Source organism: Actinomadura harenae (genome assembly GCF_003696215.1).
Taxonomy (GTDB): domain Bacteria; phylum Actinomycetota; class Actinomycetes; order Streptosporangiales; family Streptosporangiaceae; genus Spirillospora; species Spirillospora harenae.
In genome coordinates this window covers 15,936-27,775 of record NZ_RFFG01000105.1, presented here as the reverse complement: position 1 = coordinate 27,775, position 11,840 = coordinate 15,936, and the positions used below count along the sequence as shown (strand labels likewise).

16 protein-coding genes and 1 pseudogene are annotated in these 11,840 nt (G+C 66.9%); 7 read left to right on the top strand and 10 right to left on the bottom strand.

The annotated features are described in order from the left end of the window. Positions 1-2: 2 nt before the first annotated feature. A complete protein-coding gene (locus EBO15_RS35735) occupies positions 3-548 on the top strand; it encodes an NUDIX domain-containing protein (RefSeq protein WP_122198896.1) in 546 nt (181 codons plus the stop codon). A 344-nt stretch (positions 549-892) separates the two neighbouring features. Further along, positions 893-1,210: a DUF6221 family protein gene (locus tag EBO15_RS47410; RefSeq protein WP_378240530.1), complete on the top strand. Its 318-nt coding sequence runs from the start codon at positions 893-895 to the stop codon at positions 1,208-1,210. Between the two features lie 86 nt (positions 1,211-1,296). On the opposite strand, the pseudogene EBO15_RS46475 reads toward EBO15_RS47410, so the two are convergent. Continuing rightward, a pseudogene (locus EBO15_RS46475) lies at positions 1,297-1,642 on the bottom strand (helix-turn-helix domain-containing protein); the annotation flags it as partial. 650 nt (positions 1,643-2,292) lie between these two features. On the opposite strand from EBO15_RS46475, the gene EBO15_RS35720 reads away from it, so the two are divergent. The 3 genes from EBO15_RS35720 to EBO15_RS35715 are packed head-to-tail and all read left to right on the top strand — an operon-like array spanning position 2,293 to position 4,037. After that, positions 2,293-3,468, top strand: coding sequence for a hypothetical protein (locus EBO15_RS35720; RefSeq protein ID WP_199745008.1), 1,176 nt, complete (start codon positions 2,293-2,295; stop codon positions 3,466-3,468). Further along, entirely contained in the window at positions 3,461-3,616 is a 156-nt protein-coding gene (locus EBO15_RS45515) for a hypothetical protein (protein ID WP_199745007.1), read from the top strand. Before EBO15_RS35720 ends, EBO15_RS45515 begins: the two co-directional genes overlap by 8 nt. A 49-nt stretch (positions 3,617-3,665) precedes the next feature. Beyond that, positions 3,666-4,037 carry a hypothetical protein gene (locus tag EBO15_RS35715; RefSeq protein WP_122198893.1) on the top strand — a complete coding sequence of 124 codons (372 nt, stop codon included), beginning with the start codon at positions 3,666-3,668 and terminating at the stop codon, positions 4,035-4,037. A gap of 63 nt (positions 4,038-4,100) precedes the next feature. On the opposite strand, the gene EBO15_RS35710 is transcribed toward EBO15_RS35715, so the two are convergent. Next, complete coding sequence (locus EBO15_RS35710) at positions 4,101-4,379, bottom strand: hypothetical protein (protein ID WP_122198892.1); 279 nt, start codon at positions 4,377-4,379, stop codon at positions 4,101-4,103. 77 nt (positions 4,380-4,456) lie between these two features. Continuing rightward, on the bottom strand, positions 4,457-4,600 hold the full coding sequence (locus EBO15_RS44645; RefSeq protein WP_158628452.1) for a hypothetical protein: 144 nt from the start codon (positions 4,598-4,600) through the stop codon (positions 4,457-4,459). Between the two features lie 34 nt (positions 4,601-4,634). Between EBO15_RS44645 and EBO15_RS43875 the strand changes: the two genes are divergently transcribed. Then, positions 4,635-4,868: a hypothetical protein gene (locus tag EBO15_RS43875; RefSeq protein WP_147481807.1), complete on the top strand. Its 234-nt coding sequence runs from the start codon at positions 4,635-4,637 to the stop codon at positions 4,866-4,868. A gap of 80 nt (positions 4,869-4,948) precedes the next feature. Further along, the gene (locus EBO15_RS35705; RefSeq protein WP_122198891.1) at positions 4,949-5,260 is read left to right on the top strand and encodes a hypothetical protein; all 312 of its coding nucleotides are present in this window, start codon (positions 4,949-4,951) and stop codon (positions 5,258-5,260) included. 111 nt (positions 5,261-5,371) lie between these two features. Here the strand turns inward: EBO15_RS35705 and EBO15_RS35700 are convergent, their stop codons facing one another. The 7 genes from EBO15_RS35700 to EBO15_RS35675 all read right to left on the bottom strand — a co-directional run bounded on the left by EBO15_RS35700 (position 5,372) and on the right by EBO15_RS35675 (position 11,835). Then, entirely contained in the window at positions 5,372-6,316 is a 945-nt protein-coding gene (locus EBO15_RS35700) for an aKG-HExxH-type peptide beta-hydroxylase (protein ID WP_122198890.1), read from the bottom strand. Between the two features lie 75 nt (positions 6,317-6,391). Continuing rightward, positions 6,392-6,559, bottom strand: coding sequence for a hypothetical protein (locus EBO15_RS44640; RefSeq protein WP_158628451.1), 168 nt, complete (start codon positions 6,557-6,559; stop codon positions 6,392-6,394). Positions 6,560-6,685: 126 nt separating this feature from the next. After that, the gene (locus tag EBO15_RS35695; protein ID WP_122198889.1) at positions 6,686-7,426 is read right to left on the bottom strand and encodes a hypothetical protein; all 741 of its coding nucleotides are present in this window, start codon (positions 7,424-7,426) and stop codon (positions 6,686-6,688) included. Beyond that, positions 7,423-9,321 carry a radical SAM/SPASM domain-containing protein gene (locus EBO15_RS35690; protein ID WP_199745006.1) on the bottom strand — a complete coding sequence of 633 codons (1,899 nt, stop codon included), beginning with the start codon at positions 9,319-9,321 and terminating at the stop codon, positions 7,423-7,425. Before EBO15_RS35690 ends, EBO15_RS35695 begins: the two co-directional genes overlap by 4 nt. A 29-nt stretch (positions 9,322-9,350) precedes the next feature. Continuing rightward, a complete protein-coding gene (locus EBO15_RS35685) occupies positions 9,351-10,184 on the bottom strand; it encodes a hypothetical protein (protein WP_122198888.1) in 834 nt (277 codons plus the stop codon). Between the two features lie 47 nt (positions 10,185-10,231). Further along, positions 10,232-11,173 carry an NAD(P)-dependent oxidoreductase gene (locus EBO15_RS35680; RefSeq protein WP_122198887.1) on the bottom strand — a complete coding sequence of 314 codons (942 nt, stop codon included), beginning with the start codon at positions 11,171-11,173 and terminating at the stop codon, positions 10,232-10,234. After that, positions 11,170-11,835, bottom strand: coding sequence for a TylF/MycF/NovP-related O-methyltransferase (locus tag EBO15_RS35675; protein WP_122198899.1), 666 nt, complete (start codon positions 11,833-11,835; stop codon positions 11,170-11,172). Before EBO15_RS35675 ends, EBO15_RS35680 begins: the two co-directional genes overlap by 4 nt. Between the last annotated feature and the right edge of the window lie 5 nt (positions 11,836-11,840).

The window sequence follows — 11,840 nt, the reverse complement described above, 5'->3', positions numbered from 1 at the left end:
TATTGTGGGAACGTTCCTCCGGCCGAGTACGAGGAGACGTTCCACCGATCAGCCGCCGGCACCGGCCTGGCGATCGAGAACCAAGCGATCTAGCCTCCAACTTCGCCGGGGCGGCCCACTTCACTGACCAGGACGGCAACCCGTTGGTGTTGCGATCGGCTCAGAAGGCCGAGGCGTGGCAGCTGCCGGGTGGGAACGTCGACCACGGTGACTCCACCCCGTTCGCGGCGGCGGTGAGGGAGTGCCGTGAAGAGACCGGGATCGTGTACACCGGAGCTCCGTCGCTGCTGCTGACGCATTTTCTGGGTCCTGACGCTGGATGGCCGTGCGCCAAGGTGGGGTTCGTCTTTGACGGCGGGGTGCTGACCGCCGGGGACCTTGATCGAATCGTCCTTGATCCTGCCGAGCACTCCGGGTGGCTGGTTCAGCCTCTGCATGAGTGGCGGACGACGATGAGTTCCCGGTTGTACGCCCGTGTCGCCGCACTGGCCGAGGCCCGCAGCACAAGCCGCGCGGCCCTGCTCACCGAGCCTGGTGTCCCCATGTAGCACCCCCGCCGCGTTCAGACCGGCGCTGCCTGAGATCGAGCCATGACCGAACGCGAGCGCGATGCCGACCGGATCCGCCAGGCGCTACGCCATGCCAGGGTCGGCGCATGGCACAGTGAAGGCTGCGGGTTCAACGCCGCGACCGGACATGGCGAGGTGCCTTCCGCGTCGCCGCCACCGCCGACGACGGGATCCGGCCCACAAAGGCCAGAACACGCAGCGGGTGATCTTGAGGAGTGTCAGCAGCAGGTCCACTTGGTGCCGATGCCCTCGTACTGCTCGACAGGCAGGACGTCGTGGTCGCCTGGCATGCGGTCGGTGCGATCGGTGCGGTCACCGGGAAGATGATCGCCATGAATGATGACCTTGTCGGCTTCGTGCGGTCGAAGCTCGAAGCAGACGAACACGACGTTGTGAGGATCACTTCGCTCGCGCCCCCTGGCACGGATGTGATCCTCGACAGCACGATCCCGATGATCGACATGGTGAATGCGGTCATCGACCTGTACGCGCAGGTTGCGCATCTCGATACGCCGGTCCGAGAAGCAGGCCGCGACTTCGAGGCGGGGCGGGCCGCTGGCCTCGGGGCGGCCGTACGGCTCCTCGCCCAGACGTATCACGACTCCCCGGAGTACCGGGAAGGGTGGCGTCCGCAGGCGTAGCGCGCAACGGAGACAAGGACGTCACGACCATGCTCCGCAAGCCCGGGGAGTGGCGCGCCTTCGTCAGGGTGACCGTGCGGGAGATCCGCGACCCGGTCAATCTGGATGAGCGTGCCGTCCAGCACCAGGTACAGCAGCCCGTCACGGGCGGCCTCGCGCAACGCGTCACCGAGGTTGGGAGAACGGGCCGCCAGCAGCTGCACGGTCTCCTTGACAGAGCGCCACGTGGTCGAGGGGTGGACACCCCGAACCCCGCGCCCAGGCCGACGAACGTCTCGCTCTTGCGCAGGTAGACCAACGCCATCAACGCTGGCGCGCCCGGCGTGAGGGCCCGTCCTCGGCCGCCGATGCTCTCGCGGTGCCGGCGGACCACCCCGGTCGCATAATCAGAGTCTGACGCGACAACGGCAGCGAAGAACGATAGAACAGCATGTGAAGCCTCTGGTGGGGACGGACGGTTGTGAGAGATCACCCGTCCCACCAGGGGCTTTCCACGTTCCCGGGACCGCCGCGCCGCCCGCGATCACGCTGTGACCACCCACCCGCCGACGCAGCTGAAAGACGTTCGCTGTATGAGCGGGATGCCCCGGATGGCCTGGCCTTCTCAGAAATCGACTTCTTTGCACGAGACCCGTCTCGGGATCACCCCTGACCACCCTCGCACCGTGGACTCCCGTGGGTGAACGTCCGGTCTGACCTGGGCGTCTGTCGGTTCGTGATCCGCGTAAAGGTATTGCCATAAGGCAGTCGCGCTGACGCTACTCGCTGTAAGTGTGATGCACCGCGTTTTCGTTCGTCCAGCTACGGGACGGGGAGTGATGACGCTTTCGATGGAGTGCCCAATATGCGGCCGGGGTGCGGTCATTGGGGCCACCGTGTGCGGAACGTGCACTACGCCCCTGGTCGCCTCGGCGGCCGCAGGCGCCCGGCCCACGGCCCACGCCGTCGCGCCACCCAGGATCGATGGGCCCACTACGTGGAGCAGCGCACAAAGACAGGCATCCAAGCGGCGATGGGGTGGGGGCAAGGACGTCACCAGATATCTGTGCGCGGCCGCGTACCTGGATCGTCCGTACGCCGAGTTGCTCATCAAGCAGATCGCGGCGGAACCCCACTTGGGAGTGGGGGCGGCCCCGGCCTGCGACGTGCCCGTGGTTCTCCGCCACGCCTATCTGGCCAACGCGCGCCGTCACCAGAGGGACCTCCTGCTCGCTCCGATGCTCGTGTTGACCCTGGTCTTCCTGGCCCTGGCTCCTCCCGTCGCCGTCGCCCTGATGCTCTTCCTCGCCTGGCTGACGGTGCTGGCCTTCGAGGTCTCGACCCGTTACGGCGGTCACCTGCAGAGTCTGCGTCCGGGCGAGTTCGACCCGGCGGCAGCGCCCCTTCCTGGCAACAGTGACATCGAGACACGACTCAGGCAGATCGGCGCGTACGCCGACGGCAATGTCACCGTGTACCGGGGCTATTTCCCCTTCGTTGGATATGGGGCGCCCATCGACACATGGTCCCTGACGTTCGACGTCACCACTCCGGACTCGGACGGCGGAACCCCGCGGGACTTCGACGTGACGGAGCTCTACAGCCACGTCGCCGCGAGTCTCGGCACCTTGTCCCTGCCCTGCTTGGAGATCGAGGAGCGGGTCTTCGTCGAGGGAACGACCGTCCTGAACGACACCCGGTTCCTCACCGACCGGCTCGGACGGCCCGTCCCCCGGATCGACCAGGACGAGATGGACCGGCTGAAGCGCACCCCCGAAGAGGGCGCCCGCCCCTACCTGGCCGTCCACTCCACCGGCTGGGGCGGTGAACTGGTCACCTCGCTCTTCCTGCGCTTCGTTCGGTCCGACTCCAACCTGAGCGTCGAAGCGGTCCAGACCGTGTTGTTCCCGCTGGACGACCGATACCGGATCATCGACACGCTCATGCCGCACCCCTCACTGAAGGAGGGGATCGAGCTGGTGTCGCAGGCGCTGACCAGTACCCCGTTTCGTCCTGCTGGCCTCACCTGTGCGGGCGGTCACCGGGTTCTCCCCCGACTACTGGATCACGCGGCGCATGCGGTACCAGTACAGGCTGATCACCATGCTGGAGCGGTTCGACTACGGCGCTCAGTGGGGTGTGCGCCAGCAGGCCGCCGCGACGCGCCATCAGCGTCACTTCCAGAAGGCCGACAGCGGCCTCGCTCTGAAGACGATCGAGAAGCGAGCCCTGGACGCGCTCATCGAGTTCGCCGAGGAACGCGGCATCAACGTGAGTGAGCTGATCGAGCGCCAGCAGCTGATCATCAACAACGGCATCATCGCGACCGACGGCTCGAAGGTGGCGTCCAACTCCATCGCCTCCGGAACCCAGGCGCGGATCGCCGTGCGCCTGCTCAACAAGATCCCGCTCGTGAACACGGATTGATGTCCAGGCCCGACCGCCGGGTTCGGCGGAGAAGTAGCGGAGGACGAAGATGAACAGCAACAACGGGATCATCGCGACGGGCGGCTCCCAGGCGGCCGGGAACGCCATCGCGAGCGCCGAGGGCGCCACGGCCGAGGTGCGGGACAACAGATTGGCCCAGTCCGGGCAGGATCCGCAACGCACCTCTCAGGAGATCGGTGACCTGCTCGGCCAACTGATCGACGAACTCGGCAGGTCCGATCACCTCCGCCGCGCCGACCTCATCGAGGCCGCGGAGGACGCGAAAGACGAACTCGACTCCGAGACACCGCGCGTGGGCAAGCTGAAGCTGATGTCGCAAGCGCTCACCGCCGCGATTCCAGCGGCGACGGCCATGGGCGCGTTGGCTGCGACGATCGAGAAGGCCATCCACGCTCTGTAGCCGGGCCGGCCTGCGAGCAGAACACCGGTCGCAGCAGCAAAGGTACGACCGGGGAGGCTCTGGCTACTCGCTGGAGAACCTCCCGCATAGGAGGAGGCCGCTGCCGGAGTTCCGCCATCGGCGGTCCCATCCGCAGCTGTCGTCGGGTTGGTCGCCGCTGTACACACCGGTGACCTGGCCGAAGTACTGCGCCCTGCCGGGGGCGACAGGCGTGCATGATGTGACGGCTTCATCGAACACCTGGCTGATTACCTGATCCTGCGGATCGGGGATGGGGGACCCGCCCGCAGGCATGCTCCGGGCCTTGACGACGGTCGTCGGCCACGCGGTCTTGTTGAGCACCACATGGACCGTGCCCTGGCCCAGCTGCCGCCCCCGCGTGAGCGTGCTGAGGTCGACGACCGGCGAGGGCTCGGGAGTCAGGGTGATCCGGTCGCCGCGCGGGGCCAGACGGCCAGCAGAGTGCGGTCGTCGTCGAAGGTCGCTCGCGAGAAGTCCAGCAGATGGGCGAGCCACGGCGTGGGCGGCGGAACGGCGAGGTGACCGGCGAACAGGGCGCCCACCTTCCCATTGCCGTCGCCCAGCGGATCCCCTCTGGTGAACGCGGCAAGGAGCGACCGGCTGACGCTGGAGAGCTATCTGACCGAATGTCCGCTTCAGGGCACCGTGCTCATTGAGCCCCCGCCCGCCCTGGGGAAGGGCGTGCGGAGTCGCACCATCTACGAGAGCCGCTGGGCCGACCATCCCATCGTCGCCGAGAACATTGTCGGTGCCGTCGAACTCGGTGAGGAAGCGCGTTGCCTCTCCGCTGGTGCGTGGTTGCCTTGCTGATCCTGGCCCTGGCTGCACTCCTCACTGCCACCCTGCAGACATTGTCGGCCGCGCATTGATCACCAGCTGAGGAGATCCTCATGACCGGCGAAGACTTGGAGGACTGGAGCGACGGCGAGGTTGTCCGCATCCGCCGTGCGATGGTGTGGGCCCTTCGACTGACCCTACTCGCTGTTTCTATGATCGTGGTCGCAGTCGTGCTTACCTGGACAGGCCCGACCGACAAACTGGACAGCTCGCTCCTCATCGTTTACACCGATAACTCACGCTACTGTGGAACAATCACCGGTGCCGTCGATGGAAGAATACTCCTTCGCGTGGGCAAGAGCACGCGGATCGTTCCTTTGGCCTCGATCAAGACGATGCAGACCACGCTCAAATGCCCGGCTTAGGCGCTCGGGGGCTGCAGGTCGGTCAGCACCGCCCCGCAATGCGCGGACTTCTTTCCTGACCCAGAGACAGCCCCTCGGAGCGTCGCTAGCACGAACGGTCAGATAATTCCATCAGTGGTCCTCAGCTGTGTAGTGAAGGGCGGTCTGGACTGCAGAGGAAACTCGCTCGTGCAGGGACCTGGATGTGATCAGGGTGGCAGCTTCGGCGAAGGCGGGTAAGGCAGCCCGAAGGAGCTGCCGCTGTTCGGCCAGGTAATCCATCAGAAAGACGTGCACGGGCGATGGGGCGTCGTCGAGGGCGGCGGCGCTGTAAATCGTGGCGAGGGAGAAGGCCCAGCAGGCATGGAGGAATCCAAAGGCGGGCCGTCTTACCGCACGCCATGGTGAGTAGAAGGTGAGGTCGTCTGGAAGCGCGATCGCCCCGATGGCGAGGGCTTCGTTAAGCCAGTGGTGGCCGGCCTCATGAATGAGGTCACGGGCGAGAACTTCGGCGGCGTTGGTGTAGTCGGTGAAGACGGTGCCGGGGAGGCGCGTGATGCTCCAGCTGAAGAGGGTCGCGTGCAGGTCCCGTTGCTCGAGCACGCAGGCGATCGGTGCGTGCTGGTCTATCAGGCTGCTGAAGCCGTGCTTGTGGGCCGAGTCCAGTGCCGCCGTGAGTAGGTCGTGCAACGTGGCGGGGGCGGGCTCGGTCTCCGGTGCGATGAGGTAGTAAGCCGTGTCCGAAATCGGGGACTGCAGGAGCTGACTGGGTGGCGGGTGGAGCAGGAGACGTATCCGGCCGTCGGAGTTCGTGAATGTCAGGTGGGCAAGATCGCGTAGTTCCGTTCGCCGATACCAGGAGAGCAGCTCGCCAGCGCGGCCAGCGGCGGCACGTCGGGCTCCCTCGAGAAGGTGATGGGCAGCGGCGTCGGCGACGGCTGTACCGGTTGGGGCGGGTCCGCTGAGGTTGCTGCCCAGGAGTTCTGCAATGCGCTGGGTTCGATGTGCTCTCCGCTCTTGGAGGCCGGGCAAATGGAAGAACTGCTCGGTCATGGGTTGGGGCGAGAGTTCGGCCACGGGCACCTCCTCTGGTGGCGATGCGTCCGGCAGAGGCCGCCTGGCCGGTGCCGGACGCACCTTGATCTGTGATGGCTACGGCTCGACGTCGTGGCCGGGCGCCTCAGCGGCCTGCCCCGAGCGGGAGCTGTTCCAGCCGTGCGCCGACGCGTTGGAGGTGTGGGCCGTGACCCGCACCGGATCGTCGTCGCGCAGGGCGTCCACGGCTTCGACGAACTCGCTGAACTGGTCCTTCTCCTTCACGGGTCCTCCTGACGGATGTGGATTGATTTGATCGCCTCGGCCATGGCGGCTGTGGCAGATCGGGGTTCGTTTCGAGGAAGGGGGCGGGATCGGTTCGGAGGGCTGCGGTTCCGGCGCATGAGTGCCTCACAGAGGCTCGGGGGACGGCGCTTCGGCAGTCAGCAGGGTGAGGAATTTGCGCACTCGGCCGGCCCTGACGGGGTCGGTGCCGTGGATGAGCTGGCTTCCGAAAACGAGCAGAGTGCCGACCGCAGGTTGCACGGTCCAACGGGTGCGTTTCATCGTGCTGAACCAGGCTGAGGAGCCGTCGGTGCCATCAGACACGAAACGCATTCCGGGCGCGTAGGCGGTATGGGGGTGTGGGGACGGTGGTGTCCAGGGGGCCTCGCTTCCACTGGTTTCGATGTAGAAGCGGCCACTGTCGTCGGGTGTGAGCTCGATGCTGACGCTCGCCGCAGCGATCTGTCTGGGCCAGGTGTCTGGGCGGGGCGCGATGCCGTCGGCGTGGGCGCTGACGTGCTGGCCGTTCTGGTATTCCAGAAAGACCCAGGGACGGTGTCCTTCCACCGACGGCAGGTTCCGCCTGATCAAGGCGTGGTTGCGATCCAGCGCCCTGTTCAGGACAGCTTCGGCGGCGGCCGGGATGTCGCACAGCTCCACACGTCCGCTGGGTTCGTACAGAGCACGGGCTTGATCGGAAGTAAGGCCGGGGACCTCGTGGATCGTGGAGGTGCGGCTGCTGTCGAAGAAGTCGCGTCCATGCTGGGCCAGGACACGGTCCATGAGCTCGTTGAGGTGCCGCACTTCATCGGAGTTGAGGAAGTCTTCGACAGTGTGGACGGACAGTGTCTCGGCGATGTGGATCACTGGCGGACCTCCGTGGAGTCGAAGGAGCGTGGTTCGGATGCTGGGGGAGGGCACGCGCATCGGCAGCGGGCGTCACCGGAGGGGCGCTCCTCGGCGTGGTTGATGAGCTCGGCGAGGAGGCGAGCGCTGGTGGGAAGTGCGGCGGAATAGTCATTCGGACTGCTGTCGGCAACGGGCACCAGCCGCAGGTCGAGGACTGGATACCGGTTCCCAGTGGTGGCGCAGATCAGCAGGTTGCGACCGAGCTCGACCCGGAAGGTAGGGGGCAAGGCGTCATCGGCTCGTGTGGCGAGTTGGCACAAGCCAGCGGCGATCACGGCGGCCTCGGTCCGGTCGCGCGGCAGGATGCCGACGGACGGGCTGCGTTGTGGTGCGTCTGGTGTGGCGGGGTGCCCTTGGCAGCTGTCGTAGGTGATGTAGCCCCAGCGCTTGGTGATGGCCTGGACGAGGGGGAAGATCCCCGGCTCGATGCCGTCGCGCCATTGCGGGTGCCGGGGGTCGAGGTCGTCCGCCTCGTGAACCCCCGGAAGGCCGACGGTGTTGATGTTGCCGACGTCGCTGGTGCATAGCCGGGCTCGCTGTCGAAAGGCGAACGGGTCGTCCCAACGACGCAGGAACGCGGCGACGTCATGCATCTGATTCGGGTGATGCGGGCGCCAGCGAAGCCTGGTGCACCAGACCGCTTCGGGGTGTTCGGGTTGTGTGAGCAGGGCAGCGACGCCGTCCACAAGTCGCATGCGGTGGTCGCAATAGACGTCGCCGAGGTCGGCGTGTGAGTACCGGCGGCGAACGGCCATGCAGCCGCCTCCGCAGGTGTCCTGGTAGTCACAGGAGGTACACGGCGCGATGAGGGCGTGGGCGTCAGCGAGCAAGCGTGAGCGGTCCTGCGCGCGCCGAACGTCCTGCTGCGAGTGCAGGAGGGGTAGGCGGGCAAGTTGGGCCTGGGGCCATGGGAGTTCGTCGCAGCTGCCGAGGCGGCCGTCCGGATACAGCGTGAAGATGTGGTCGCACTTGAGGTCGTCGAAGTGGCAGGAACCGGTGCGCAGGCCCCGTAGGCGGCGGATCACCGAGACGACCGGGTCCAGTTTGATCTTGCGGAACCATCCGGCGCGGACCCAGTGGACAGCCGCGGAAAGGACGAAGTCGGCGTACTGAGGCGGGGTGATGGCCCAAGCAGGGCCGGATGGTCCGATCGCTGACGCCTGCAGAACCCTGCTTGTGCCGATTCGCGTGGACGCTGATCGAGTCGGTGCGACCACTGAGCTGTCGAAGCAGGGGACGAAACTGATCGCTGTCACGGCTGGGAAGGACGCCAGGTGATCGACGATCTCGGCGGCACGGCCGAGGATCTGCGGAGTGACGGCGCAGATGACCGAGGTGGTCCGGTTTCGGCGTTCCAGCAGCCGCAGGCTTTCGACGACTCTGGGGTAGACGGGCCCTCCGTCGTAGCCGACTCGCCAACTGTTCCCCTGGGTGTCCCCGTCGAGGGAGATTCCGATCTCCAACGACGGCAGGTGCTCGTCGAACAGGTCGAGCCAGGCATCGTCGAGGCGCAGTCCGTTGGTCTGAAGACTGACCCGGACCACGTTTGGGCTGGCTGCCAGCGCGCGCAGGACGTCGGCGACCGCGGCCTTGCCCGCGGTGAGCGGCTCGCCGCCGTGCAGTTCGACCGCGAGTGGCCGTCCCGCGAACAGCGCAGCGAGTCGGTGGACCTGCGCGGCGTCGACGCGGCGTCCACCGGGAGTCTCCTTGCGCTTCTCGAAGCAGTACAGGCAGTCGACATCGCAGGTCTCTCCGCGCAGCTTGAGGATCACCGACACAGCCCTGGCGTGGTCGCCAGGGTCGAGCCGCGCGTACAGGGCGTCGAGTTCGTTCGAGGGCGGCGCGGTGGACAAGGCTCACCTCCATGCGGGTTGCTCAGGGGTCAGGCGGCCGTGGACTCCAGGTGCTTGGCCCAAGCGAGAAGGGCCGAGTCGGTGAGCGGAACGCGGTCGTCGGCACGCTGCAGGAACCAGCCGTCGCTGTAGCGCTGCGGGAGCCATCCGAGGCCATCGGCATGTGCGAGGTACGGCGTGCCGTGGTCGTCGCTGTCGGTGACCGGATGGCAGGACAGCAAGGCGCGAGTCAGGCGTTGCTGGACTGGTCGGAACCACTCCCAGGCGGTGTCGTGCCGGGGCGCAGCCGGTCGTTCGGTAGCCCACGCTCGAGTCGCGATGAGGGGGAGCCATTTCTCTCCGAGCAGGGGGAGTCCGGCGGCGGCGCATTCGGCCGAGGTGAGCGTCAGCATCAGGCGGTCCAGGACCAGATCGGCCGAGGCGTGCAAGCCGTCCTCGATCAGACCGATGAGATCCTCGGTCAGGCTCGCCGCCATCTCGGCACGGTCGGCCACGGCCCAGGCGCGGTAGATCGTCGCCTCGCTGGAATCGGCGATCGGGATCCATTGGCCAGCTTGGAGGCGCTTGGCGGTCCGCAGACCGGTGAGCTTGGGGAGGTCTTTGCGGATCCTCCGGAAGTGCGCGAGATCGTCCGTTCGTACCTTGAAACAGCGCAGAAGCCCGCGCAACTCGTTGATCTGCTGCGTGGTGGAGACCTGGAGATCGATCCGGACTCCGCTGGTGAGCCAGGAGCCGGGCTTGGGCAGCAGCTGTTCGTCGCCTACCAGCCGAATGTCGATATCGCTGGTGGCGTGGGCGAGGCCGCACGCCAGAGCGCCCTCCAAACCGACCGTCACTCCCGGATGGGCGGACTGGAGTTCCATGACGGTCCGCTCCGCGATGCGAAGGCGTCGTCGCACTGACTCGCTGGTCATTGGCCCGCTCCGCGAACTTCGTCTCCTGGATGAGGCGCCGAGCCGGCGGTGATCGAGGTGAGGACTCGCAGGAGCCAGGCGTCCAGCTCGTGCCGGACGTCGGTGCGCTGAGCACCGACGTGTGGGGTGACCAGTAGGTTCCGCGGTCCCGTCAGCGCGTTCACCTGGCCTGTGTGCTCGGGATCGATCGAGTCCAGAGCCAGACCGGTGATCCGCTCGGCATCGAGCGCGCGCAGGAACGCGCCGACGTTGAGCGTCTCGATCCGGCCCGCACAGAGCACCAGAGGTCGGCGGTCGGCCACCCCGGTCAGGAATTCCTGCCCGAAGCGTCCTCGAGTCTCAGGCCGCAGTGGCACGGCCAAGACGTGCAGGTCGGCGCGCTGGACGAGGAGTCGCACCGACAGTTGTCGCAGCTCAGGCGGGTTGGAGGGCCAGGAGGCGAAGGAAACACTGCGAGTGAAGGGGGCGAGTAGTTCGGCGGTCGCTCGTCCGACCGGACCCGCACCCCAAATCGCGACGTTGAGGTCCGACAAAGGAACACCCAGGCAGGTGGTTTTGAGGTGTTGGCCTTGGACGAGACCGTTGTGCCCCAGAGGGATGCGGCGGGCCAGGCTGAGTGCAGCGACCAGGCACCATTCGGCCACGGCGGCGGTACTGGCGTGGGGGTTGCGATGCAGGGTGATGCCGCGCTGGGCGAGCTGGTGGACGTCGATGTTGTCGGTGCCTGATCCGGCTCGGACGACATGCTGGAGCATCGGCAGCCGGTCGAGCTGCCGACGGCCCAGCGATGTGCCGGAGCGCAGCGCCGCGACGGTTGCCCGAACGGCTCTGGGCGGGGACTCGAAGTCGGCTACCTCGATCAACTCGACACCAGGGCAGGCGTGGTGGAGTCGGTCCAGGTCAGCGGTTCCCTTGGTGATGAGGACGGTGTGGGTCATCGGCCGAGCTCTCGGGAAGTAGGAGCCAGGTAACGTCCGAAGGCGAGGTCGCCGTCGCCGATGACGGCCTCGACCGGCGATGGCAGCCCGAAGAAGTCGTCTGCCGCCCGTTTGACGCCGGGCAGGCCGTCCCACGCCTTGGGGTTGGCGGCGGTGTCGGCGTAGTCGTCCAAGAGGAGCACGCCAGCGGGGGCGAGCCGGGGCACGCAGGCTCGCAGCCCTATGAGGGTGGAGTCGTAGAAGTCGCCGTCCAGGTAGGCCAACGCGATCGCGGGTGGGAGCTCGCTGGGGAGGGTCTGCTCGAACCAGCCCGCGTGGATCGTCGGCGGGGGGCGGCCCCAGCGGGAGTGCGTGTCCAGGACATCCTGCGGAGCAGAGCACAGCTCCCCTTGGGCAAGGTGATCGGAGTCGTGATCGCCAGGGGCGGGCATGCCGGCGAAGGAGTCGTACACGTGGACCTCACGCCGCCTGTCGCCGAGTCGATCCAGGACGCAGCGGATCCACAGAGCCATCGCGCCGCGGTAACAGCCGAGTTCCACGATCGCCCCGTCGACGCGATGACCGATCAAGCGGCGGAGCTCGTCGTCCATGACGTTGAGCCGGTCGGCGCAGACCGTGCCCGCCTGCTCGGTAAGAAGCCAATCACGCACGTTGTCGTCCATGACGT